Source organism: Psychrobacter sp. M17(2026), assembly GCF_055699815.1.
On the sequence record NZ_CM146741.1, the window covers coordinates 2,009,997 to 2,034,682 of the forward strand.

Annotated in this window: 21 protein-coding genes and 1 pseudogene; 10 read left to right on the forward strand and 12 right to left on the reverse strand. The window is 42.9% G+C overall.

Annotation, left to right across the window (positions count from 1 at the left end):
• Window positions 1-59: 59 nt before the first annotated feature.
• From ACR63T_RS08470 to ACR63T_RS08480, 3 genes and pseudogenes are all read right to left on the reverse strand, one after another.
• Window positions 60-356 (reverse strand): annotated as a pseudogene (locus ACR63T_RS08470) (DUF2218 domain-containing protein).
• Between the two features lie 66 nt (window positions 357-422).
• On the reverse strand, window positions 423-1,241 hold the full coding sequence (locus ACR63T_RS08475) for a DODA-type extradiol aromatic ring-opening family dioxygenase (RefSeq protein WP_472783685.1): 819 nt from the start codon (window positions 1,239-1,241) through the stop codon (window positions 423-425).
• 26 nt (window positions 1,242-1,267) lie between these two features.
• Complete coding sequence (locus ACR63T_RS08480) at window positions 1,268-1,720, reverse strand: DoxX family protein (protein ID WP_472783686.1); 453 nt, start codon at window positions 1,718-1,720, stop codon at window positions 1,268-1,270.
• Between the two features lie 161 nt (window positions 1,721-1,881).
• Between ACR63T_RS08480 and ACR63T_RS08485 the strand changes: the two genes are divergently transcribed.
• Window positions 1,882-2,799: a LysR family transcriptional regulator gene (locus ACR63T_RS08485; RefSeq protein ID WP_305898433.1), complete on the forward strand. Its 918-nt coding sequence runs from the start codon at window positions 1,882-1,884 to the stop codon at window positions 2,797-2,799.
• Window positions 2,800-2,937: 138 nt separating this feature from the next.
• Here ACR63T_RS08485 and ACR63T_RS08490 read toward each other — a convergent pair whose 3' ends face one another.
• A complete protein-coding gene (locus ACR63T_RS08490) occupies window positions 2,938-4,200 on the reverse strand; it encodes an LD-carboxypeptidase (protein WP_472783687.1) in 1,263 nt (420 codons plus the stop codon).
• 252 nt (window positions 4,201-4,452) lie between these two features.
• Between ACR63T_RS08490 and ACR63T_RS08495 the strand changes: the two genes are divergently transcribed.
• The gene (locus ACR63T_RS08495; protein WP_305898435.1) at window positions 4,453-5,004 is read left to right on the forward strand and encodes a YkvA family protein; all 552 of its coding nucleotides are present in this window, start codon (window positions 4,453-4,455) and stop codon (window positions 5,002-5,004) included.
• Between the two features lie 133 nt (window positions 5,005-5,137).
• Here ACR63T_RS08495 and ACR63T_RS08500 read toward each other — a convergent pair whose 3' ends face one another.
• The gene (locus tag ACR63T_RS08500) at window positions 5,138-5,431 is read right to left on the reverse strand and encodes a hypothetical protein (RefSeq protein WP_201569428.1); all 294 of its coding nucleotides are present in this window, start codon (window positions 5,429-5,431) and stop codon (window positions 5,138-5,140) included.
• 57 nt (window positions 5,432-5,488) lie between these two features.
• The gene (locus ACR63T_RS08505; RefSeq protein ID WP_472785261.1) at window positions 5,489-5,995 is read right to left on the reverse strand and encodes a hypothetical protein; all 507 of its coding nucleotides are present in this window, start codon (window positions 5,993-5,995) and stop codon (window positions 5,489-5,491) included.
• A 343-nt stretch (window positions 5,996-6,338) separates the two neighbouring features.
• Here ACR63T_RS08505 and dnaQ point away from each other — a divergent pair, with 343 nt between their 5' ends.
• From dnaQ to ACR63T_RS08545, 8 genes are all read left to right on the forward strand, one after another.
• Window positions 6,339-7,988: a DNA polymerase III subunit epsilon gene (gene dnaQ / locus ACR63T_RS08510; protein WP_472783688.1), complete on the forward strand. Its 1,650-nt coding sequence runs from the start codon at window positions 6,339-6,341 to the stop codon at window positions 7,986-7,988.
• A 65-nt stretch (window positions 7,989-8,053) separates the two neighbouring features.
• Window positions 8,054-9,748, forward strand: coding sequence for a hypothetical protein (locus ACR63T_RS08515; RefSeq protein WP_472783689.1), 1,695 nt, complete (start codon window positions 8,054-8,056; stop codon window positions 9,746-9,748).
• Between the two features lie 46 nt (window positions 9,749-9,794).
• Window positions 9,795-10,766: an NAD(+) diphosphatase gene (nudC, locus tag ACR63T_RS08520; RefSeq protein ID WP_472783690.1), complete on the forward strand. Its 972-nt coding sequence runs from the start codon at window positions 9,795-9,797 to the stop codon at window positions 10,764-10,766.
• Between the two features lie 101 nt (window positions 10,767-10,867).
• Complete coding sequence (locus ACR63T_RS08525; protein WP_201569436.1) at window positions 10,868-11,713, forward strand: RnfABCDGE type electron transport complex subunit B; 846 nt, start codon at window positions 10,868-10,870, stop codon at window positions 11,711-11,713.
• Window positions 11,714-11,771: 58 nt separating this feature from the next.
• The gene (gene nth, locus ACR63T_RS08530) at window positions 11,772-12,467 is read left to right on the forward strand and encodes an endonuclease III (protein ID WP_472783691.1); all 696 of its coding nucleotides are present in this window, start codon (window positions 11,772-11,774) and stop codon (window positions 12,465-12,467) included.
• Window positions 12,468-12,749: 282 nt separating this feature from the next.
• A complete protein-coding gene (metK, locus tag ACR63T_RS08535) occupies window positions 12,750-13,916 on the forward strand; it encodes a methionine adenosyltransferase (protein WP_472783692.1) in 1,167 nt (388 codons plus the stop codon).
• A 108-nt stretch (window positions 13,917-14,024) separates the two neighbouring features.
• Entirely contained in the window at window positions 14,025-14,369 is a 345-nt protein-coding gene (locus ACR63T_RS08540) for a DUF3144 domain-containing protein (RefSeq protein WP_305898442.1), read from the forward strand.
• A 193-nt stretch (window positions 14,370-14,562) separates the two neighbouring features.
• Window positions 14,563-14,913, forward strand: coding sequence for a hypothetical protein (locus ACR63T_RS08545; protein WP_305898443.1), 351 nt, complete (start codon window positions 14,563-14,565; stop codon window positions 14,911-14,913).
• A gap of 127 nt (window positions 14,914-15,040) precedes the next feature.
• On the opposite strand, the gene ACR63T_RS08550 is transcribed toward ACR63T_RS08545, so the two are convergent.
• From ACR63T_RS08550 to ACR63T_RS08575, 6 genes are all read right to left on the reverse strand, one after another.
• Window positions 15,041-16,693 carry a BCCT family transporter gene (locus ACR63T_RS08550; protein WP_305898444.1) on the reverse strand — a complete coding sequence of 551 codons (1,653 nt, stop codon included), beginning with the start codon at window positions 16,691-16,693 and terminating at the stop codon, window positions 15,041-15,043.
• A gap of 227 nt (window positions 16,694-16,920) precedes the next feature.
• A complete protein-coding gene (locus ACR63T_RS08555) occupies window positions 16,921-18,570 on the reverse strand; it encodes a BCCT family transporter (protein ID WP_305898445.1) in 1,650 nt (549 codons plus the stop codon).
• Window positions 18,571-18,750: 180 nt separating this feature from the next.
• A complete protein-coding gene (locus ACR63T_RS08560) occupies window positions 18,751-20,019 on the reverse strand; it encodes a PQQ-dependent sugar dehydrogenase (RefSeq protein WP_472783693.1) in 1,269 nt (422 codons plus the stop codon).
• Window positions 20,020-20,171: 152 nt separating this feature from the next.
• Entirely contained in the window at window positions 20,172-22,769 is a 2,598-nt protein-coding gene (clpB, locus tag ACR63T_RS08565) for an ATP-dependent chaperone ClpB (RefSeq protein WP_472783694.1), read from the reverse strand.
• A gap of 443 nt (window positions 22,770-23,212) precedes the next feature.
• The gene (locus ACR63T_RS08570) at window positions 23,213-23,788 is read right to left on the reverse strand and encodes a L,D-transpeptidase family protein (protein WP_472783695.1); all 576 of its coding nucleotides are present in this window, start codon (window positions 23,786-23,788) and stop codon (window positions 23,213-23,215) included.
• 108 nt (window positions 23,789-23,896) lie between these two features.
• The gene (locus ACR63T_RS08575) at window positions 23,897-24,685 is read right to left on the reverse strand and encodes an SDR family NAD(P)-dependent oxidoreductase (RefSeq protein ID WP_472783696.1); all 789 of its coding nucleotides are present in this window, start codon (window positions 24,683-24,685) and stop codon (window positions 23,897-23,899) included.
• Between the last annotated feature and the right edge of the window lies 1 nt (window position 24,686).

Here is a 24,686-nt window from a genome sequence, read left to right on the forward strand (position 1 = left end):
ACTAGTGTACCGATAGAAACATGCCAAGGCACTAGAGTCTGTCCAGCTATATTAACAAATCAAGTCCATTCGATAATAAGCGTTTCTTTGCCTGCCATGCGTAGCAGATGATCGCTTACTACTTCCTGTAACCTTGCCATCTGTTCGGTATCACTGCTAAGCTCCACTGTCAGTTAATCGGTACAATGCAATCGACAGATACCCATAGGCAGCTCAATCTCACCTTGATCTGGGCTAAGAGTCACTGGTAGTTTGTGTGCCCAGTGTTTGCACAGCCGATTCATTATCCGCTGTGGACTCTGCGTTAGAATAGTTGCACTAGATAAGCTTTTATTGTCATCAAGTTCGGTTTTCATTCTATTTTCCTGTTGATAAATGAGCGTTAGTTTATTAATAATTAGGTTTGTATCTGCTTATTAAAGTTAGCCAAACTGAAAGGCTGATAACTGAGTCTTAAGCACTTGCTGGGAGTAAACCTTATGACCTTTATCTCCCTCTGCTGCGCCTACTGCTACCATAAGTGGCAACAAATGTTCCTCTGCACCTAACAAATGAGAATCCAAGGCATAGGGCGCTTGCGTCCAATCACAGAGACCAGCAAAGCGCTCATCTTGATCAGCTGCAACCGTGGTCGTTAACCACTCATCAAAACGCTCTGATGGCATAGTAAAAGTTGCATCGTTGTAGCCATCCATATTGTGAAAGCTCATACCACTACCGATGATTAGCACCCCTTCTTGTCTTAATGAAGCTAGTGCTTTACCAGTAGCTATATGCACCTTTGGATTTAAATCATTGCGCAGCGATAGCTGTACTACAGGAATGTCTGCCTCAGGGAACATAAGCTTCAACGGTATAAACATCCCATGATCAAAACCTCTAGAGCAGTCTCGATTGTTATTTATACCTGCATCGGTAAGCAGCTCACTGATCTTTTTAGCTAATACGGGGGCGCCAAATGCAGGATAAGTCAATTGGTAAGTATGCTCAGGAAAGCCAAAATAATCGTAAATAAGCTCAGGTTGCATGCCCGCGGTAATACTAAACTCAGGCGTCTGCCAATGGGCGCTAATTACCAAAATAGCTTTGGGACGCTGTGGCAGACGATTAGAAATACCTGTCAAAAACTCAGCCATTTTGTCCCAGGTGCTAACTGGTTGCCACTTCATAAAAAAGCATGGTCCTGCACCGTGAGGTATAAACAATACTGGCTGCTTGACTAGGGTTATTTGACTGTTCATGAGCACGAAGCCTTTATTTATAATCGTTAAACCTGCCCTGTTTTCTCTGAGAATGCATTATCAATACTGAGATGGCCACCGCCTTGTACGGCTAACGCAATTAGCGCCACCATCAACACTAGTGCGTACTCATAGCCACCATCAGCCGCAAACAATCCATTACCGATATGCACAGAAAAAATAGCAACGAGCATAGTAAAGGCTGCAATTATGGCAGCAGGTCGCGTCAGCAGTCCCAGCACTAAAGCAAGGCCACCGAAGAATTCAGCGCTTCCTGCTAGTATTGCCATTAGTAAGCCAGGCTCCATACCCATACTGCTTAGCCATTGAGCTGTTCCTGCCAGTCCATTACCACCGAACCAACCAAATAGCTTTTGGGCTCCATGAGCCATCAAAATCAAGCCTACAGGTACACGAAGAATTAAAGCTGCCGATCCAGCATCTGTTGTAAAAGCTTTATTCAATAATGAGTTTTTCATCGAGGATTACTCCATAGCATTTCAATAAATAGGCGGTTAAGCCATTAGGTATAGACATACTTTACTATCAACAGCAGTAAAGATTAAGACAAGATATATTGAATGATAATCAACATATCATTTATAATAAATTCATTACTAAGATAAATAAAGGACGAGACATGGATAGAATCGACGCGATGCGTGCTTTTGTAGCGGTAGTGACAGAAGGCAGTTTTAGCAAGGCTGCCATTACTATGCAGCTCTCCCCGCAGTTGGTGAGTAAGTATGTGGCAAAGTTAGAGGAGCAGTTACATACTCGCCTGCTCAATCGCACTACTCGTAAAGTAAGCGTGACTGAATCTGGCAGCCAATATTTTATCCACGCGCAGCAGATCTTATTGAGTATCGATGATATGGAGGCGCAATTAGGCGGCTTACAGCAGCATCCTAAGGGTACTCTTCGAGTCAGTGCCCCTGTCTCATTTGCTTTAAAGCATATGGCAAAATTGATTGCTGACTTTCAGGCAAGCTATCCTTTAGTCACTGTTGATTTACAACTAAGTGATAGAAAGGTGGATATCGTTGAAGAAGGCTTTGATATTGCCCTGCGTATCGGACAACTTGAAAGCTCATCACTTATTGCTAAAAAAATCGCACCCATTCGCGTAGTACTGTGCGCGTCACCTGAGTATTTAAAGGTTCATGGCACTCCTAAACGACTTGAGGATCTAGAAGCACATCGCTATTTGCATTACAGCTATATGAATGTAGAGACTAAGGGAGAAATATTTAAATACTTAAAAGCAAAACAGCTTAAGGAAAGTAGTGTTTTTCGGAGTAACAATGGCGATGTCTTAGTAGAGGCCGCTATTGAAGGCGCAGGATTGGTGTTACAACCAACTTTTATTGCTAGTAAAGCACTAAATGCTGGCAAACTAGTCATAGTACTGCCTGAATATGAGCCAAACCCTTTAGGCTTATATGCCGTTTATGCCCACAAAAAGCTGCTACCTTATAAGATTAGGTGTTTTATTGATTTTATGACGGACTATTATGGTGCGCCGCCGTATTGGGATGAGCAAATAACGGTCACCTAACTAACCGCTTGGATAGCTGTATGATTAACACTTTTAAAGTTTGCTATTCTTGTGTTAGAAACGAACAAAAAAGATAATAATTATGGCTCATTGCTACAGCATCGCCCGATAATACTGTTATTAAAAATAGTGACGACATCATTGGCGCGTTGAGGGAAAAATATGCCATAACCCCTCAACATTCACAGCCCCAGCCCCAGCATCAATAACAGGGTAATCGGCAAAACGTAATCGATAACCGCCACTATTATCAGCACTTATCTCGCAAGTCGCCCCAAGCGGAAAGCTTTGCTTTTGTGCAATATGCCCAAAGCGCATACCGTTATAGATAGGCAATCCTGTCAGCTCATGCAAGTTTTGAATGACGATAGAGATATCATAGCGCGCGTCATAGCTGTCCTCACCTGTACCAGTGATCGACCCAAAGATTATCGCTTGCTGATCTTTGAACACGCCTGCTAAGTACAAATCATAAAGCATACGCTCGATGCGATAAGTCTGCTCACCGACGTCCTCTAAGAACACAATTCCGCCTTTGATACGTGGCATATACGGACTACCTGCCAGCGCTGATACCACACTGAGATTACCACCCCAGATAGTGCCCGTTATCGTTTGTGTGGCGTTAGTCGCTAATACGGTAGGTAGCTTTTCACTCGTAATCGCAGCGCTGGCAACATCGATAATGAGGTTCGGATCAGTCAGGGCTTTGGCAAACTGCCGACAGCTGACTTGATCAGGATTGGTTTTGCCAAACTCGCTATACAGCATCGGCGCGGCAAGTGAGCTCATATTCCCTTGCGCCAGTAGCGCACACTGAATAGCGGTAACATCGCTAAATCCTGCCAGTATCGTTCCGCGCTCGGTCATAATGCGACCAAGCGTTTGCCAATCAATCAGCGGCAAAATGCGCATAGCGCCATAACCGCCGCGCACCCCTAATAACAGCTTGGGCGCAGCGATAGCGCCCGTAGCGATATTCTGTAGATCACTGGCGCGTTGGCTATCAGTACCTGCAAAGCGCAAATACTGACGCTCAGTAACCGCTGGATTGTTAACTTTAAATCCCGAGCAAGCCATACGTTGTAGAGCTAACTGATTGCGGGTATTACTAGCACCAACATTGGAGCTGGCAAATAGGTGCGTCTCGATAGTAGGCGTTATGCAATTGGCTTGAGGATTGGTATCTCTAGCATTAGACGTTATGAATTGATTATTATCTAGCCCAGAGGTTGGCAGATCATCTTTGGTCAGTTGCGCATCGTTTCTGTTTTGCTCAGCAGTATCAGTATTTAATAGTGCTTGGGCGATACTTTGGCTGGCAAGTAAGCTGGCGCTTGCCCCTACTCCCACCTTGCACAAAAACCGTCGGCGACTAAGCCTATCCGTCCTATTTTTCATCACTCTACCTTTCATTTGATTTTAAGCGCTCATCACAGACTATACAGCCCCTAGTCTTACTTCAAAGCTTGTCATTGCCTTAAATAAAACGATACATAATACCTTATCAGCTTGTTTGGCGCATGCTGTTACTCTTGCTATAGTAGTTAAACGTGAATGGCAGCTGAGTATTAGTAATAATCAGATATAAATAGTAGCTAAGCGTAAACAGCATTAAAGTATAATGTTTTATAATAACAAGGATGATAAAAAATGACTGATATCGATGAAAACAAAGAAAAAGATGAAAAAGGCCTTTTAGATAGCCTAAAGCTGATTGTCAGCAAAGAGAGTAAAATTAATGATCAACTTAATAATGGTAAAGGCTTGCAACGTTATGCTAAGGATCTGCTATTACTATTCAGTTTAGCCAAAGATTATTATCAAGGTAATTACCGCGACGTCCCTTATAAGACTATCTCTGCAGCCGTTGTGGGCTTACTCTATGTCATTAACCCGATCGATATCATTCCTGACTTTATTCCCTTTATTGGTCAAGTGGATGACGCTTTGGTATTGGGGTTCTGTCTAAAGTTAATTGAAAAGGACTTACTTAAGTATAAAAACTGGAAGGATGGGCAAACCGAAGATAAGCAGTCAAAGAATAAAGCCAATAGCGCAACCAGCGATGAGCAAGATAACAGCAAAGCTGATAATGATGATGACAAGGAAGCTGACGACGAGAAAACCAATAGTGATGATGAAGATAAAAAAATAGTATCAGAGGTAGATAGTAATGATGAAGATTCAAAGTCTAAAACTTAAATAACCGTTAGCTTTAACAAAAAACACGGTCAGAAAATATTTTCTTTGACCGTGTTTTTGCTTATATAGTTTTGAAATAGCGTATTTGACAGTTTCGCCCCAACAAGTATTCAACATTAATAGAAAAGGCTTATCAAATCAATGACTTTTCTGGTTTTAAGCCAAATGAGAATACAAAAGTCGCCACAATGCTATTAATAATAATAAACATCAAGTCCAGCTGAATATGACCCAACATATAACGCCCAATCATCCATGAGATAATCAACATAATAATAAAAAACCCACCTAGATACCCTAAAATAGCAGGATGCTTTAAAGTATAAGGCGTGTCAGACTCAGGCTGCTTGTTTAATACATGAGTGCGGATAGCCCAACCTGCGGCATAAGATAAGCCGCCTAATATGACATAACTCAAAAAATTCATAGCTGTTGACTCTTATAATGCTTTTACTTTTATAGGGCGTTGTTATCTTTTTATGGATCAAATACTCTCATTGACGTTGTCGATGACTATATTGGCATGCGGATTAGCCAAGATATCGGTGTTAACCTCATCACACTCAACCCGATAAATAGTATTCGCGCCTTTATAAATATAAGATAAATATTCACTATCTAATAAGGGGTCTATACTAGCATAGACGGGCTTGACGTGAGCCAATACTAACACTCGATCAGGACGCGCGATTACCCCATCGACGTTATCTGGATCGATAGAAAAGAACTTTGGAATCTCACTGTTATCGACCACTTCTAATTCCTCTGGATCATCCCAAACTCGGTTGGCGCTGGCCGGCTCTTTCATTTGCATGACCCACGCGCCTTGTTGCTCACTGACTTTGATCTGTGCAGGTTCATCGAAACTGACGGTATAGCAGCCCTCAAAGACAGACAAATCAACGGCAGCGGCAACTTCAGTCTCAGCGACGCTGTCGGTATTATTACAAGCAGTTAATGACAACATGCTACCGATAACAGCCGTTAGCATAAGCGCTTTTAGCTTGTTATCTTGAAAAAGTTTTTGGCAAGCAGCTTTTGAGCGTATAGGCATAAAGTAGTTATCCTGCATTAAAAATAAAATGGTAGTGATATTTTAGCAAATATTGAGGATAATTCTGTTTTGATATGTGCGCTTAAGGAGCAAAGCTTCCTATTTTTATATTTCATACTCGAGTGTATTTATTATCATCACCTTGGTTTAATTTGCTACACTACTTGTTACACTAAGCGGTATAAAATAGCGCTTTAACGGTCATACCAAAAATAGCTGATCTCAATAAAATTAGTGTTATCTCTAAACTAAAATAACTAGCCCTTATCAATGAGCTTTTATGTCAGAAAACGTTATGTCAGAGAACTTAAGTAACCATCACACAACTAATCCTATGGCAGCAAAACCAAATGTGACCATCGCTTATACCGATGGTGCCTGTAAGGGTAATCCTGGCGCTGGTGGTTGGGGCGCGCACCTTATATTTAGTAATGGCAGCAGTCAAGACCTATATGGCGGCGAACCAGAAACGACCAATAATCGTATGGAGCTGATGGGGGCAATCTCCGCCCTCGAGCACAGTCCGCAGGATATAAAAATAGAGCTATGGACGGATTCGAGTTACGTCAAAAACGGCATTAACGAGTGGATTGCTAATTGGAAAAAACGCGGCTGGAAAACGGCGAGTAAAAAGAGCGTTGCCAATCAAGACTTATGGCAGCAATTAGATACACTAAATAACGCACGTGATGTAGATTGGCATTGGGTAAAGGGTCACGCAGGACACGCGGGTAACGAAAAAGCCGATGAGCTGGCCAATTTAGGGGTCACGTCAAGTAGCGAGCGCGATACTAATAACGCTATTAAAAACGCTATTAAAAAAAAACAGCCTTTAGCGATTGATGCTGATAATGATTGGCTAAGCTTTGACCCGCTAGGTCTTGATGACTTTGAGGATGAAGAGGCACAAGAACTAGAAGATACTGTTTTGTTAAACGACTCTGTCACTACAGAAAAAAGTTTGACCGTTGCAGCGAACCATAAGCCTTATGATACAACACCTATATCCGAGATGTCGACAACTAAGCCGATGAGTACTGATACGATGATTGCAAATACTACAACTTCAAATACTGTGATTTTAGACCCAGTGAATTCAGACCCTATGATTTTAGACCCTGTAAATACAGATAATGATCATCAAACAGGTCTACCAAAATTCGATGGTGATACCAGTCGCGCTAATCCACATTTTCGTCCCTTATTACCAAAGCCTATCCATCGCGGTGAGAATGATCGTCAGCTGATTATGGATACCGAAACCACAGGCTTAGATGCGCTCAAGGGCGATCGAGTGATTGAAGTGGGTATCGTTGAGATGGTTGGGCGCAAATTTACGGGTGAGAAGCTGCATGTTTATATCAATCCGCAGCGTGGAATGGATGAAGAAGTCATAAGAATCCATGGTATCTCAGAGGCTTTTTTGACCGACAAGCCGACCTTTGATCAAGTGGCACAGTCACTTTATGAGTTTATGGATGGCAGCGAGATTATCGCTCATAACGCCTCTTTTGATATGAACTTTTTGACTATGGAATTTGATAAAGTGGGTATGAGCGACTTTGCACAGCGCGTGCAAGTTACCGACTCACTCCTCATGGCCAAGCAGCAATACCCAGGACAGAAAAACACGCTTGATGCTTTAGTACGTCGTCTAGATGTCGGTAAGCAAGATCGTACCTTTCATGGCGCTTTACTAGATTCAGAGATTTTGGCTGAGGTTTATCTGGCGATGACTGGTGGTCAAGTGACGCTAGCTATTGAAGAGGACGCGCAAAGCGATGGTGGTGCGACGACTCATGCCAACTTTGCCACCCTTGCCGCGTTATTATTGGAGTCGAGCAGTGATAACACGGCCCATCATGCTTGGTTTGCTAATTTGGCAACAGAACATCCTGAGATTGAAAATAAAATGTCGCAATGGGTCTAGAGTCTAAATAATCTTACAATAATAATTTTATACTTTTAGTTTGTCTCTTTTTAAGGAAAATAATTATGCGCCAATCTGAACCGTCAGGACTGAGCACGCCCATACTTAGTATTACTAATTTTGATCTACCCTCCCTTCATTTATTACATAAAGAGATTGCCCTCACTCTAAAAGATGCTGAGTTTCATCTTAGTGAATTTAATGATGACCAACAGCAAGTCGATTTATTATTAGACTCAGTAGAGGTGTTTAAACAGCTGGCTAGTATTTTTGAGATGATCTCATTAAAAGGTGCAGAGGTTTTAAGTAGTGCCATAGAAGGCGGTTTACAGCAGTTATTTGATAGCGAAAACGATGATAATACAGCACTGATTATGGATTTGTCAGAAGCTATTATGACGCTTGATCGTTACGTTGAATTTGTGCTATTGACAGAGACTGTAGAACCTACTTTGCTAGCAATCATTATAAATAAGCTACATGCGCACCAATCAAAGGAAGCGATAGATGAAAATTATTTTTCTCGCTTTGGTAGTAGTAGTGTCGTCATCGCCAACCCTGAGCAAAACTTTGAGCCATTGAGCGCACTTGATGTAGATACGGAGCTGCTGACCCACGCCTATCGTAGTGGTCTTGCGGTCGTACTAGCGAATACAGATGGTCAAGTTAGTGCTGCTGAGAAGCCAAAGATTGAGGCTATGAGCGCCGCTTGTGCACTAATTGCCACTCATTCTCAAAGTCTGTTTTGGCAAGCGGCTAATGCCATCGTGACTGACATTGAGCAGATATTGCCGCTGAATATTCGCTATAAGCATACGCTAATTTATTTGGAGCAGCAGTTTCAAAACTATTTACCCGTTGTAGACACTCGCTTCGCTGATTTAGTCAGTTTGGCTTGCCAGCGTAATCATGTGCAGGCTGAGCAGCTCTGCGAGCAATACTCTAGAAATACCTTGGATAGCTCGCAACGTCTGCAGTTGAAGAATTTTTTATTTGGTCCCAATCGAGAAGTCGTCAATACGCTGCATGCTTTGTTTCAAGTTCAGATAAATAATATTAAAGAGAAAGTCGACAGCTACTCGCGTGGCAATTTTTCGAATTTTGCAGTGACGACTGCCAAATTTCAAGCAACGGCAATCGCCACTGATCTGTTAGAACTGAGCTCAACGTTACGTTTGTTGGTTTTGGATAATGCAGCGGCGGCTATACAAGATGCAGGCCAAGCGGTTATGCAGTGGCAAAAGCCGAGCCCTGATGATTTTGATCATTTATTGCTGGCGCTAATGAGCGCTGAAAACGCGATGATCACTATGACTGAGAAGCATACACCCGGCGAGATCTACTTGTGTATCAGTAATACTAATATTTCACTACATCAGCTCAATAGTGCTTATGAAACTTTGCTCAAAGAGAGCCGCGTCACCTTAGTTCGTGCTGAACAAATCATTGATGATTACTTGACGATAACAGAGGATAATTCACTAATTTTAGAGCATTTACCTGAAATGTTATACCAAGTTGCTGGGGCGATGCGTTTTTTACAGCTGTCGATTTCAGCGACTATGCTCAATCAATTGGCAAAATTTCTGGAGCAGCGTTTTGCAGGTAATTTGCCTTTTAATGACGATATACTCGCCAATATCGCTAATGTCATGATGTCTATTGATTATTATCTAGAAAACTCTCAACATAACAGGCCTATTAGTAAGCAATCCTTAAATGTAGGACAACACAGCTTAAGTCAGTTGCTTGCTGCCTAATCTATACCCGTTTGGCGATAAACACTTTTTTAATATTGGATAAGTTATGACTTGCGCGTTTGTATTTAAAGATGAAACGGTATTATGCCATCAAACCGCAGATGGCATACGTCCGCTACCAGTTTCGCTTTCTACCCTATCATCAAATCAAACCTCTGATGCTCAACATACTCCAGTCTATCAGCTTGGGTGCGTGCCCTTATTCGCTGCTATAGAGGTTCATGAGACAAATAGATTATCATCACCAAGCGCTAATGAAACAGGCGCTAATAAAGAGCCAAACGCGGTAACGCTGTTTGCTATCAGTCATGCCTATGCGCTAAGCCATAAGCTGGCGCTACCCACAATCGTTGACGCTGACCATATCAATGATTTGACTGCTTGTCATGCCGATACCGCCGCCTTTATTGCCTATCGGCAGCTGATCACACTAATGCCAAGCGCGGTAGCTGATACGCTCAGTCAAGGCATTCAACTGCTACGCTGGCGTGAAGATACCCAGTTCTGTAGTCGTTGTGGTGCTACTGTCAATAGCGCTAAATCAGGCGAGCGCTCGATGGTGTGCTCGGTATGTCGATTGCGTCAATATCCACGCGTACAGCCCTGCGTCATCACTGCCATAACGCGCCCTAATCCAGAGACAGGCGAGACCCAGATATTGCTCGCTCATCATCATCGTTATGGTCAGACCAGCTTGCCGCTACAGTACGGTTTGATTGCAGGCTTTGTCGAGGTGGGTGAAAGCTTAGAGCACGCTGTGGTACGTGAAGTTGCTGAGGAAGTTGGTATTACTCTAAGTGATATCCGCTATGTCAGCAGTCAGCCTTGGCCTTTTCCCTCAAACTTAATGCTGGGCTTTCGCGCCAGCTATCAAAGCGGTGATATTGTACTGCAAGAAGATGAGCTATCGCATGCAGACTTTTTTGATTTATCAAACTTGCCAAAGATACCTTTTAAAGGCAGTATCGCTTACGATTTGATTGCCCAAATTGCCCAAGAGCAAGGCGTAGTGATTTAAACCTTTATTGATTCTTAAATATGCTCGTTATTTTTGAAGATAATTAGTTTTTTAAAAAACATAGCGACTACTTTTATACCAGCCTATAGGCCAGTAATCAGATGCCAAATAACTCGACCCTCCTTCCTAATAATAAGCGCTTAGACAAGCTACCACTGCTATTTGATACGCTAACGATTGAGACCATGCCGCTAGCAGTACAACAAAGAATAGCGCTTATTGACGCCTGTCTGCCACAGACTCAATGTGGTCTATGCGAGCACCCTGACGGCTGTCTGCCCTATGCAACAGCTATTGTTGTAGATGGCGAACCCTACAATAAATGTGTGCCTGGTGGTCAGCCAGTGACCGACGCTATTGCCTTAATTATTGAGGCGGATGATAAAGGGTCACTGAGCGCTGAGCCATCAAAATGGCCTCTAGACTTATCATCACAGCGCCCTACAGAGGTACGCGCTATTATCCGTGAGGATGACTGTATCGGCTGTACAAAATGCATTCCCGCCTGTCCTGTTGACGCGATAGTCGGTACGGGCAAGCATATGCATACCATCTTCACTGACCTGTGCACGGGCTGCGAGTTATGTATAGCCCCTTGCCCTGTTGATTGTATCGATTTAGTCGTCATTGAGCGTGAGCTGACTATTGATGAGCGCATGCAAGAACAAAACGATCTGCGCTTGCGTTATCATACTCATCTTAATCGGGTAACTGAGCAGCTTGCCGATAGTAGCAATGCTAGACCCGTCGTCAGCATGGTTGAGGCTAAGTTGAATAATGCGGCCAGTCAAAGTCTCGATATAAGCGAGCAGCAAGCAAAGGACACTATTGCAGCAGCAAAATTGCGTAGTAAAATTAAAAAGCTAGAAAAGCAGATCAGTGTCCGTACCAATGCTACCAAACAAGAAGAGCTTGACGCTCTAAAGACAGAACTGGCTCTGCTTTAAACACTGAAAACAAGCCCTCTTAATTCGCCTAGATATTAATGATTAGATAACAACAATTATGAGTAAAACCGTCAAATATAAAACCGCAGATACCCCGCCGTCACGGCTTATGCCTATGCGTAACGTTAGGCCATTCTTTGAAAAGCTAGCGGCGACGATTGAAGAGCCGGTCACAGAGCTGCGTTTTGATAGCAACTTTGAGCTACTTATCGCGGTGATTCTTTCCGCCCAAGCGACTGACATTAGTGTCAATATTTCCACCGATCAGCTCTATCCTGTGGCAAACACCCCTGAAGCCATATGGGCATTAGGCGTCGAAGGTCTTATTCCCTACATCAAAAATATTGGCCTTTATAATGCTAAAGCAAAAAACGTTATTAAGACTTGCCGTGATCTAATAGACAAATTTGACAGTACTGTTCCCGACAATCGTAAAGATCTAGAGTCGCTGGCGGGCGTCGGTCGCAAAACAGCTAACGTCGTATTGAATACTGGCTTTGGACAGCCTACTATGGCGGTTGATACTCACATCTTCCGCGTCGGTAATCGTACTGGCCTTGCCACTGGCAAAAACGTATTGATCGTTGAGCAAAAACTGGTCGCGCGCATACCTGAAGACATGATGATAGATGCCCATCATTATTTGATCTTACATGGGCGCTATACTTGTCAAGCGCGTACGCCTAAATGTGGCAAGTGCCCTGTCTATGATGAGTGCATGTTTAAAGATAAAGCTGATTTTTTAGAGCTATAGCTATTAACTTTCGACTATTTTTTGATAGCTTTGAAACGCTAGATTGATTGACTCTTATTTCATCCATGATATAGATATCAAAATAGCACGAGTATCAAAGCAACGGCTATGCCCTCCAGTAATCGCAGCTTTGCTAGCGCTGGTCGGCTATTATCAAACCTAGCCTAGAGTTTTAGTCAAAATCACGGTAAGATATGGTAATTTTTTTGACTCACTTTTTCTAATTATCTTTGAAAATTATTGAATATCTAATAACAGTCCCTGCAATTAAGCGATCCTACTATGCGTGAATACAATTTATTTACCTCAGAATCTGTAAGTGAAGGCCATCCTGATAAAATGGCTGATCAAATCTCCGATGCTATACTTGATGCTATTTTGCGAGAAGACATCAATGCGCGTGTCGCTTGTGAGACTTTAGTCAAAACGGGCGCAGTAGTGTTAGCGGGTGAAATTACAACTACAGCCAACATTGACTTTGAGCGTATCGTCCGTGATACCGTAAATGGCATTGGTTATCATCATTCAGACCTTGGCTTTGATGGCGAAACTTGTGCGATTATCAATATGCTGGGCAAGCAGTCGCCTGAGATTGCACAAGGCGTTGACCGTCAGAATCCAGAAGAGCAAGGTGCAGGCGATCAAGGTCTGATGTTTGGCTATGCGAGCAACGAGACTCAAGTGCTGATGCCAGCGCCTATCGAATACGCGCATCGCTTGATGCAGCGTCAGTCCGAATTGCGCCGTGCAGGTGAGCTACCTTGGCTACGTCCTGATGCCAAAGCGCAAGTAACGCTCAAGTATGATGGCAATCGTCCTGTCGCTATCGACGCGGTTGTACTATCGACTCAGCATGATCCGAGCATTTCACAGACAGATCTGCAAGAGGCGATAATGGAAAACATCATTAAGCAGGTACTGCCAGCAGATTTATTGCATAAAGGCACGCGCTATCATATCAATCCAACAGGAAAATTCGTCATCGGTGGCCCTGTTGGCGATGCAGGCTTGACGGGTCGCAAGATCATCGTCGATACTTATGGCGGTATGGCGCGTCATGGCGGTGGTGCTTTTAGTGGTAAAGATCCTTCTAAAGTCGATCGTAGTGCCGCTTACGCGGTGCGTTATGTCGCCAAAAATATCGTCGCCGCTGGTATTGCGGATCGCTGTGAAGTGCAGATTAGTTACGCGATTGGCGTGGCAGAGCCGACTTCTATCTCTATCAATACCTTTGGTACCAATAAGATCGATAATGATGAGATCATTCATCTTATTCGTAAGCATTTTGATTTGCGCCCCTATGGCATCACCCGTATGCTAAACTTGTTGCAGCCTATGTACCAGCAGACTTCTACCTTTGGTCATTTTGGTCGCGAAGGCTCTGAGACTGCCTTTACTTGGGAAAAAACCGACAAAGCTGAAATGCTAAAAGCGGATGCTGGTTTATAACCTTTTAATACGATCAAAAACCTGACATGATCAAAAACTTGGTCTGATCAAAAACTTAGTATAATCAAAATAAGTAACGCTATCCCTTATATTTATTAGGACACTCTTATGGCTCAAAATGACATTGAAAACAATAATGCTGATTCAAGCGTTGAGATCACCCCTGAAATGCAAGCGTTTTATCAACGTGCCGATGAGATAATTGGTGTCGCTAATAGTCAATTAGGTGACAATGCGCATTCAGGTCAAGTCGGTGCTTCCCTACTCTATGCAGCAGCGCGCTATAGTGCTTCTGTGGCCTCAATCGGCTTTGTAAAAGGCGATGACTTTGCTCAAGAAAAAGATGACATCGTTGAGTTTTATACCAAGCAATATCGTCAGATGCTCAGTGATAACTTAACGGATTATGCACAGAATTTTGAAAAATACATTAATATTGAAAAACAGTCTTAATTAGCAATATCACTATTCATATATTGAAGAGCCTATCTATAAGATAGGCTTTTTTTATACCAAAAGGCATTGGCAAATTTATTTATTGTCCATCAACTATCTTTAATATGACTGTCTTACAATTTCTAACAAAAAGAGCTATAGTAAATTAGAAATAACCGGGCGTTAACTAATTTATAAACGAGGAGGTACTATGTCTAGTAAAATTTTAACAACTTCATGGCAGTTTTTGGTTGGTTCTTGCTCGGCATTATGTTTGTCATTGATATTTGGTTTGGCAGGCTGTAGCGAAATGGCCACTATTGTCACGCCTGATACTACATCCATTCCTACCCCTACTGCTGGCAATCAAATGCCAAGCACTGGAGCCTTCTATATGTGTCCCCCTTTTAATCCAGCGAATACCACCTGTACAGCACAATACGAACCCGTTTGCGTCAAGTCCCTAGTTTCTTCTGTAGTCAGCTTGCGCACTGCTAGCAATGCTTGCTCGGCATGTGCGACGCCAGAGGCAGAGGGTTATGTGAAGGGTGAATGCATTTAGTTTTGTTATTCAGTAATTTTTAACAGCTATAGCCCCTTATAAATCTTCTGATACGATAGTTTTTAATAAAAAAAGCCCCAGCTTACTTATAAGCTAGGGCTTTTTAGTTTCATAAGACGACTTATTATTAATTATCTTTTTCGATATCAGGTGGTCCTGTTAATAACTCTTCATCACGGAACTCATTGGCAGAATTGTGCTCGGCTGATTCTTCGGTGGTAAACCACTGCTGATTACGATAGAGAATCAAATGATCGCGACTCAGGCCACGCAGTAGCGAGTACATCATAATCACGATGACTATCGCAAACGGGAAACCTGAAACAATCGAGGCCGCTTGCAGTGCGCCAAGTCCACCAGCCGCTAATAGTACCGCTGCGATAACCCCTTCTGTACCTGCCCAAAATAGACGCTGAATCTTTGGCGGATTAGTATCACCTCCTGAGGTCAGCATGTCGATGACAAAACTGGCTGAATCCGATGAAGTCACAAACCACAGTACAATCATAATCACAATAAGCAAGTTAACCGCTGAGGTTAACGGATAAGACTCCATAAGCTTAAAGATAGCGCTACCTGTATCGGCTTTTACCGCTTCGATAAGACCAGGACTTGCCATAGTAGGATCAGCGGCTGCTAACATCTCTAAATGTACCGCCGCGCCACCAAACGCTGTAAACCACAAGAATAAAATCGTGATAGGGATTAATAAAACCCCTAGTATAAACTCACGGATAGTACGACCACGAGAGATACGCGCCACGAATACGCCTACAAATGGCGACCAGCTAATCCACCATGCCCAGTAAAATATCGTCCACGACGACTGCCAGTTCTCTTCGCCATTGTAAGACTCAGTCCACATGCCAAGTGGGATAACTTGGTGCAGATAATTACCGATATTCTCGACAAAGCTATTAAAAATAAACTGCGTAGGCCCTAAGATAATCACAAAGCTAAGCAGTACTACGGTAAATAAGATATTGATATCACTTAAGCGTTTGATGCCTTTATCTAATCCCATGAATAAGGATAGCCCTGCTAGCATAGTGATAAAAGCAATCAGGATAATCTGTACCGTAATATTATTAGGAATACCAAATAAAGCATTAAGACCCGAGTTGATCTGTAATACGCCTAAACCTAAAGTCGTCACCACCCCAAACATCGTTCCGAATACCGCTAAAGTATCGACCGTATGACCCATAGGGCCGTAGATTTTTTTGCCGATTAGCGGATATAACGTTGAGCGAATCGCTAAAGGCAAACCGACACGATAGTGAAAATAAGCCAAAGCCAAAGCCACCATGCCATAGATCGCCCACACATGAAAACCGTAATGCAAAAATGAGATATTCATTGCAAGTTTGGCGGCTTCCACCGTCTCAGGCGTCCCCAATGGCGGTGCCATAAAATGATACAGCGGCTCAGCAGTACCCCAGTACAGCAGACCAATACCAATCCCTGCTGAGAATAACATGCCAATCCAAGAAATGAGATTGTATTCAGGCCTTTCTGTCTGATGACCAAGCCTAATGTCACCGTAGCGACTAAAGATCATGTAAATACTCATAACCAATGCAAGATTGACCACGACAATAAAAAACCAGCCAAAACGTACTGATACAAAGGCTTTGGCTTGATTAAAAACTAACTCAGCCTGCTCATTAAAAAATGCACCAAAAATAATAAAGGCAATAATCAGTATTGCAGAAGTCAAAAACACAGGTTTACTTACCCGTGGAAAAGGGCCCAAGCGGCCAACTTTTACATGATCCATAATATTGTCTCGAAAGTATCGTCTCAAATTTTTAAGTGGCATACCTTAACAAGTTATAACCTAACTATCAAACTTGATACAAAACTTGGCAGTTTTAGCAAGTAAAAAAGCCCCAAGATAGCAAGGTATCTTGGGGCTTTGTCTTTAAATCAATAATTAAAAAAACATTGTGGCACTGTTAAGATGAGTTTATAAATGAGCTTAACCGCTTATATCTTAGTTATAACTTAGTCACCTTTTACAATCTTAGGCGGACCCTTAAGATATTCCTCATCAATGAATTCATCAGCGGTATTATGATCAACTGACTCTGCCGTAATAAAGCGCTGTTCAGCACGATAAAGTATGAGTCGATCTCGACCTAAACCACGCCATAGCGCGTACATCATCACAAATATAACTATAGCAAAGGGTAGTCCCGCTACAATAGCGGCGGCTTGTAATGCGCCAAGTCCACCTGCTGCTAATAATATCGCCGCAATAAAACCTTCCATCGTCGCCCAAAACAAGCGCTGAATCTTAGGTGGGTTAGTATCACCACCTGCGGTTAGCATATCAATGACGAAACTGGCTGAATCCGATGACGTCACAAACCAAAGCACAATCATAATCACAATTAAGAGCGTTATGGGCTTGGTTAGAGGGTAATATTCAACCAATTTAAAAATAGCACTGCCCGTATCCGCTTGTACCGCTTCAACCAATCCTGGACTGACAAGCGCAGGATCAAGAGCCGCTAATAGCTCCATATGAATAGCAACACCGCCAAAGGTAGTAAACCAAAAGAACAAAATCAGCATTGGAATCAATAGCACACCCAACACAAACTCACGGATAGTACGACCGCGACTAATACGCGCAATAAATATACCAACGAACGGTGCCCAACTTACCCACCACGCCCAATAAAATATCGTCCAACCACTCTGCCAGTCAGTATTGCTATAAGACTCACCCCATGTCGATAGCGGTATCATAGCCACCAAATAGTTACCGATGTTTTCAATAAAGCTATCAAAGATAAATAAGGTTGGGCCCAAAATAACCATAAAGGCGAGTAGCACGCCTGTAAAGCCCATATTGATATCACTTAAGCGCTTAATACCTTTATCCAGCCCTAGCATCAGCGATCCGCAAGCTAAAGCCGTCACAAAAGCGATAATGATAAATTGTACAGTCAACGAGTTTGGAATACCAAATAAATTCTCAAGGCCTGAGTTAATCTGCATCACCCCAAGACCTAATGAAGTCACAACACCAAACATCGTACCAAATACGGCTAAGATGTCGACGGTATGCCCCCAACCACCATATATCTTTTTACCCAATATTGGATATAGCGTTGAGCGAATAGATAGCGGCAGTCCACGGCGAAAATGAAAATAGGCCAGCGATAGCGCCACTATAGTATAGATCGCCCAAGCATGTAATCCCCAATGCATAAAGGAGATATTCATTGCAAGTTTGGCGGCCTCAACGGTTTGAGCCTCACCTAATGGAGGCGCCATAAAGTGATATAAAGGCTCAGCCGTTCCCCAATAGACAAGGCCAATACCGATACCCGCGGAGAACAGCATCCCAATCCATGAGAACAAGCTGTACTGTGGTTGTTCTGTTTGGTTGCCTAAACGAATATCACCGTATCGGCTCGCTGCTAAATAAATACAAAAAACTAGCGCGGTGTTCATCAAAATAATGAACATCCAACCAAATTTATTAGTAATAAAACTTTGTAAATAACTAAATAAAGCTCCAGCCATTTCGGTAAAAAATACACCGAAAATAATAAATCCAACAATAAGCAGCGCTGAGGTAACAAAAACAGGTTTACTTACTTTTGGAAACGGACCCAATCTGCCCACTTTCACATGATCCATCGTTGATTCTCAATTTTTAAGGAAAGTTACTGTAACAAACTGATTACTAATTATCAATAAGCCTTAAAAATTAAAACCATATAATAATCAAAATATTTTCAATAACTTAGCTTAACACCAATAGTAAAACAAGCATTAAGTAACTGAGTGGTCAGCAATTTTATTGAATGGCAATTAGGCTTAATTTGGTAGTAACTTTAGTAATTTGCCACCATTGCCATCTTCTAATGCCCACACTTGCCCCTCTACCACTAACACATTGCGCATACGTTTGCCCATGTCATAGCGGTAACGCTCAGAGGCGTTAAGACCCTTCAAGTTAACAACGATCAAAGCTTGTGATGACAAGCCGCTAACCAAGGCATTACCCTGCCACGCTGGAAAATCATTATAGATTCCAGACCTATAAATACTCATAGAAGAGGGTGAGATGACTGGTGTCCAACTGATTTTGGGCGCTGTAAAATCAGGCTGCGTATCATGATCAGGTATATCAATACCTGAGTAATTGCGCCCGTTTGACACCACAGGCCAGCCATAATTACTACCTTTTTCAATTAAGTTCAGCTCATCACCGCCGCGTGGGCCCATCTCATTGGCCCACAATCTACCACTATCGTCAAATGCCATACCTAATACATTACGATTGCCCAGCGTCCAAAATTGCTGGGCGACTTTACTATCATTGTCAAAAAATGGATTATCCATCGGCACGGAACCATCAGGACTTAACCTTATTATCTTGCCTAAATTGACACTCATATCTTGCGCTGGATCTTGTTTTTGTCTATCACCTGAGCTGATATATAAATATTTTCCATCAGTCGAAAACAGCAAACGGTGGCTGTAATGCCCTTGACCTTTAACCTTTGGCGTCTGCTGCCAAATAGGCATAATGGCCGTCAAACTTGGCGAATTACTATTCAATCCCATCAGTTTCGCGCTGATAACTTTTGCACCAAATATATTACTATCACTTCCTTCACCTGCTTCAACATAGCTTAGATAAACCCTGTTAGTCGCGGCAAAGTCTGGCGCCAGAATAATATCACCCAAACCACCTTGCCCGCCATAAGCGACTTTTGGCACAGCGCTGACAGCTGTTTTTATACCTGACTCAGTATCGACAATAAACAGCTCACCTGTCTTTTGAGTAACTAATAGCTTAGGTGGTGAATCGTCCTGTTTGGGTAATGCGGTCATCGCCCATGGCTCATCGAAGGTCGCTATCGCTTGAGTGGTAAAGCTAGGTTTTTTATCATTAACTTGGTCAGCAACTTGACTACTTTTATCACTTTGATCGCTAGTTTTTACGCTACGAGTTTCTGTTAGCGTAGTGTCTGTCGAAGAGTCGGAGCAAGCGGCTGTACTAAAGAGTAGTGCCATTACGGCTAAAGGTAAGGCTAAAGGTAAGGCTAAAGGTACACTTATAAGCTTAGGCGTTATCATGTTATCTATCCTTATTGAATCTATAAAAATATTTTGCATTTAGTTTATTTATAGCACAATGTTAATACTTAGAAGGTAAAAAAATAACCCCTTATTTGCTATTGCAAGTAAGGGGTTATTTTGTTTATTAAGGGATGTACGTAAAAGGAAAACTAACTCATTCTAAGCTTGTTAAAAGTCAGCTTATCATTGTCACCAACGTCAACTTTGATGATATCGCCTGCGACAAAATCACCTGCCAGCAGCTTCAATGAGAGTGGATTTTCGATCTCCTGCTGAATGGCACGTTTCAGAGGGCGCGCGCCATAGACAGGGTCATAACCCACCGCAACCAGCTGATTCATCGCCTCATCACTCAAGGCTATATCGAGCTCACGCTCTTGCAAGCGGCTACGTAAACGCTCCATCTGAATATCGGCAATACCTGCCATTTGCGCTTGGCCTAAGGCATGGAACACCACAATCTCATCAATACGGTTAACGAACTCAGGACGGAAATGCTCGCCCACTGAGTCCATGACCTCAGACTTGATGTCTTCATAACTCTCGCCAACCATCTCTTGGATCTTATGCGAGCCTAAATTACTAGTCATGATGATAACGGTGTTTTTAAAGTCGACGACTCGACCTTGCGAGTCGGTTAGACGACCATCATCCAATACTTGCAGTAAAATATTAAACACATCAGGATGCGCTTTTTCGACTTCATCGAATAACACAACGCTATAAGGCTTACGACGTACCGCTTCGGTGAGTGCCCCGCCTTCTTCATAACCAACATAGCCAGGAGGCGCGCCCACTAAACGACTGACGCTGTGCTTTTCCATATACTCGCTCATATCAATTCTTACTAGTGAATCCTCTGAATCAAATAGGAAATTCGCCAGCGATTTGGTCAATTCCGTTTTACCAACTCCTGTAGGTCCTAGGAATAAAAATGAGCCTGACGGACGATTGGGATCTGATAACCCTGCCCGGCTACGACGTACTGCATTGGCGACGGACTCAACCGCTTCATCTTGACCAATAACGCGCTCATGGAGCTTATCTTCCATCGCCAGCAATTTATCACGCTCGCCCTGCATCATTTTATTAACAGGTATCCCTGTTGCAGCGCTGACCACTTCGGCAATCTCGTTATCGGTGACTTTGTTACGTAGCAGTTTGATTTCGATAGGCTCACCGTTCTGCTCTTTTTGCTCTGCCGAATCAAGAGTAGCAATTTGCTTTTCAAGCTCAGGTATCACCCCATATTTGAGTCGTGACATCTCGGCCACGTCACCTTCACGAGTCACTTTTTCTAACTGTATACGGGCTTTGTCCAAGTCCTCTTTATGCTGTTTACTGCCTTCAACCAATGCTTTTTCTGCTTGCCAAATCTCTGTTAAGTCAGCAAGCTCTCGCTCTATTCCTTCTATCTGTGTATCGAGTAGTTTAGTTTCGGCCTTAGCGCCAGCATCTTCTTCGCCTTTGAGTGCTTCACGCTCCATTTTTAGCTGAATTAAGCGACTATCTAACTTGCCTAGTGACTCAGGCTTACTATCCATCTCCATACGCAAGCGACTGGCCGCTTCATCGATCAGATCGATGGCTTTATCAGGCAATTTGCGATCGGTAATATAGCGATGACTCATCCGCGCCGCAGCAATAATCGCGCTATCTTGAATACTGACTGCATGGTGTAGCTCATAACGCTCTTTGAGTCCACGCAAAATCGCAATTGTGTCCTCTACCGTTGGCTCATCAACGAGAACCTTTTGGAAGCGGCGCTCAAGAGCAGCGTCTTTTTCAATATATTGACGGTATTCGTCTAGAGTTGTTGCACCAACGCAATGCAACTCACCGCGAGCTAGTGCAGGCTTGAGCATATTACCTGCATCCATCGCGCCATCGGCTTTACCTGCACCGACTAAGGTATGCAGCTCATCAATAAACAAGATGACATTACCTTCTTGCTTAGATAGATCACTGAGAACGGCTTTTAGACGCTCTTCAAACTCACCGCGAAACTTAGCACCAGCGATCAGCGAACCTAAATCTAGCGATAGTACTTCTTTGTGACGCATACCCTCTGGCACTTCACCGTTGATAATTTTTTGCGCCAGCCCTTCGACGATAGCCGTCTTACCAACGCCTGGCTCACCGATCAATACAGGGTTGTTTTTAGTACGGCGTGAGAGCACCTGAATGGTACGACGAATCTCTTCATCACGGCCGATTACAGGATCCAGCTTGCCAAGCTCGGCTTGCTCAGTCAGATTAATAGTGTATTTATTAAGCGCATCACGCTGGTCTTCAGCGTTTTGGTTATTCACAGTTTCATCGCCACGCAGCTGCTCAATGACTTCTTTTAGCTTCGCCGCTGTCACGCCTGCGCTTTCAAATATTTTTTTGGTCTCGCCTTGCTCAGCGAGCGCCAACAATACCCATTCAGTCGCAATAAAATCATCACCCTCTTTTTGCGCTTGACGATCAGCTAAGTTCAATATTTTGACTGAATTTGGATTTAGATTGACGTCACCTGTCGGATCGCTAATCGTTGCTTGATTGTTCAACGCTTTTGCCACACCGTTCTTGAGTGCTGGAATAGACGCACCTGCCTGCTGACAAATAGACAGATTAGCTTCATCTTGTAATAGCACTGCCAATAAATGCACAGGGTCAATACCCGTATTATCACGGCCTAAAGCTAGGCTTTGGGCTTCTTGAATAGCGGATTGTAATTTCTGGGTAAATTTCTCAAATCTCATGTGATTATCCTTTTATAATTAGTATCAATGTATACCTACGGCAGCGTATTTTTATCACTATTTAATAAAACAGCTTACCGTTGTCTGTCCTCTATATAAGGTAGCTTCACTTACATTTCAAGCAAGTTAAACAATAAAACCTTATTAGAAGTAATGATATTATTCTCAGCTTGTATATAAGCGTACTTAAAAAGTATTTCAAGATAAATACGGCACTATAAATCTAAGAAAAAGCGCTTGCTCAATAAAGAACAAACGCTATAGTTGATTCATTTTAAAACCGATACAGTGCAACTGGGATTAATTTTGCGCAGCCTCTGTCAGCGTAGACACAGCACGCAAGTAAAATTTATACTAGTTGCACATTAATATCAAAGTATAGATTTTATTTCGAACTGACTAGATCCGTGGCTCACACTTAAAAAGCACTTAAAAAGAAAAAACTACTCCACAATCTCAATCGGCATCCCTGCTTTATACACCAACATAATTTCATCCATCTCATCATCAGTCACGGCGATACAACCATCTGTCCAATCACGCTGCTGAGTCGTTTCGGCCAAATGCCCATAACCATTTGGCTGTCCGTGAATCATAATATCGCCACCTGGGCTGACGCCACGGTTACGGGCTTGCGCCTTGTCGCTTGCGTTGGGATAGCTGACATGGATAGAGCGATAGTACTTAGATTTTTCGTTTTTATAATCGAGCTTATAACTGCCTGTTGGCGTACGCTCGTCACCTTGCTGTCGTTTGTGACCTGCTGGACTGTCGCCAAGCGCTATACGATACGTCTTAATCACTTTATCACCGCTTAATAACTTCAACACGCGCTCAGACTTATCGACGAAGACTTTATCAATAGTGACATCTGTAAGGATGGTTCGCTGTGCCGTATTTTTCGTACTGCTCTTAGCATACGTTATCGCGCTCACGCTAATGAGCCCCAAAAACATTAGCGTGACGGTAGCCCATAGCGAAGTCTTGATGTTGTAAGCTTTTAAACGAGAAAATGACATAGTAGTGACTTATTATAATTAATATTTTAAAAAACTCATAAGTTATAAGATAACAAAAATCTAGGGCAAGTTTTGTGCAAAAGTTATGAATAAATTAAGCACTATCGATTACACCATGCGAATCGCGCCATCTAAGCGAATGACTTCCCCATTGAGATAGGCATTATCGATGATATGTAGCACTAGTTTGGCAAACTCATTAGGATCGCCTAAACGCTTAGGATACGGAACGGCAGACTCCAGCTGCTCGCGTGCCTTTTCGGGAATGCTATTCATCATCGGTGTAGCAAATATACCAGGCGCGATAGTCATCACTCGGATGCCATGCCTTGCCAGCTCACGCGCTAATGGTAGGGTTAGACCCACAACCCCTGCTTTGGATGAGGCATAACTGGCCTGCCCGACTTGTCCATCATAGGCCGCGATAGAGGCGGTATTGATAATAATGCCTTGATCAGCGTTTTGTTCAGTTTCGCTTTGACTCATATTAGCTGCGACACGTTTAGCGATACTAGCTGCTACCAATCGCGCGACATTAAAAGACCCAACAAGATTGATGGTTACGCCACGGCTAAAATCCTCAAGACTAGAGGGATTATTATCACGATCTAGTAGCTTTTGTACTACTGCAATACCAGCGCAGTTGATAGAGCCATTCAGACTACCGAACTCTTTTTCAGCCAAATTTACAGCAGCTTGTACATCAATGCCACTAGTCACATCGCAGCGAATAAAGCGCGCTTTGTCACCTAGCTCATTAACTAATGCCTGTCCTGCTTCTATATTTAGATCAGCTATAACGACTTTGCCGCCTTGCGCGTTGATTCCGCGTACCACTGCTTCACCTAGACCTGATGCACCGCCTGTTACTAAAAAGCTATTATCCCGAACTTGCATG

Coding starts and splice junctions, on each gene's coding strand:
- ACR63T_RS08475 (WP_472783685.1), bottom strand. CDS start 1,241: ATGAACAGTCAAATAACCCTAGTCAAGCAGCCAGTATTGTTTATACCT.
- ACR63T_RS08480 (WP_472783686.1), bottom strand. CDS start 1,720: ATGAAAAACTCATTATTGAATAAAGCTTTTACAACAGATGCTGGATCG.
- ACR63T_RS08485 (WP_305898433.1), top strand. CDS start 1,882: ATGGATAGAATCGACGCGATGCGTGCTTTTGTAGCGGTAGTGACAGAA.
- ACR63T_RS08490 (WP_472783687.1), bottom strand. CDS start 4,200: ATGAAAAATAGGACGGATAGGCTTAGTCGCCGACGGTTTTTGTGCAAG.
- ACR63T_RS08495 (WP_305898435.1), top strand. CDS start 4,453: ATGACTGATATCGATGAAAACAAAGAAAAAGATGAAAAAGGCCTTTTA.
- ACR63T_RS08500 (WP_201569428.1), bottom strand. CDS start 5,431: ATGAATTTTTTGAGTTATGTCATATTAGGCGGCTTATCTTATGCCGCA.
- ACR63T_RS08505 (WP_472785261.1), bottom strand. CDS start 5,995: ATGCTAACGGCTGTTATCGGTAGCATGTTGTCATTAACTGCTTGTAAT.
- dnaQ (WP_472783688.1), top strand. CDS start 6,339: ATGTCAGAAAACGTTATGTCAGAGAACTTAAGTAACCATCACACAACT.
- ACR63T_RS08515 (WP_472783689.1), top strand. CDS start 8,054: ATGCGCCAATCTGAACCGTCAGGACTGAGCACGCCCATACTTAGTATT.
- nudC (WP_472783690.1), top strand. CDS start 9,795: ATGACTTGCGCGTTTGTATTTAAAGATGAAACGGTATTATGCCATCAA.
- ACR63T_RS08525 (WP_201569436.1), top strand. CDS start 10,868: ATGCCAAATAACTCGACCCTCCTTCCTAATAATAAGCGCTTAGACAAG.
- nth (WP_472783691.1), top strand. CDS start 11,772: ATGAGTAAAACCGTCAAATATAAAACCGCAGATACCCCGCCGTCACGG.
- metK (WP_472783692.1), top strand. CDS start 12,750: ATGCGTGAATACAATTTATTTACCTCAGAATCTGTAAGTGAAGGCCAT.
- ACR63T_RS08540 (WP_305898442.1), top strand. CDS start 14,025: ATGGCTCAAAATGACATTGAAAACAATAATGCTGATTCAAGCGTTGAG.
- ACR63T_RS08545 (WP_305898443.1), top strand. CDS start 14,563: ATGTCTAGTAAAATTTTAACAACTTCATGGCAGTTTTTGGTTGGTTCT.
- ACR63T_RS08550 (WP_305898444.1), bottom strand. CDS start 16,693: ATGGATCATGTAAAAGTTGGCCGCTTGGGCCCTTTTCCACGGGTAAGT.
- ACR63T_RS08555 (WP_305898445.1), bottom strand. CDS start 18,570: ATGGATCATGTGAAAGTGGGCAGATTGGGTCCGTTTCCAAAAGTAAGT.
- ACR63T_RS08560 (WP_472783693.1), bottom strand. CDS start 20,019: ATGATAACGCCTAAGCTTATAAGTGTACCTTTAGCCTTACCTTTAGCC.
- clpB (WP_472783694.1), bottom strand. CDS start 22,769: ATGAGATTTGAGAAATTTACCCAGAAATTACAATCCGCTATTCAAGAA.
- ACR63T_RS08570 (WP_472783695.1), bottom strand. CDS start 23,788: ATGTCATTTTCTCGTTTAAAAGCTTACAACATCAAGACTTCGCTATGG.
- ACR63T_RS08575 (WP_472783696.1), bottom strand. CDS start 24,685: ATGCAAGTTCGGGATAATAGCTTTTTAGTAACAGGCGGTGCATCAGGT.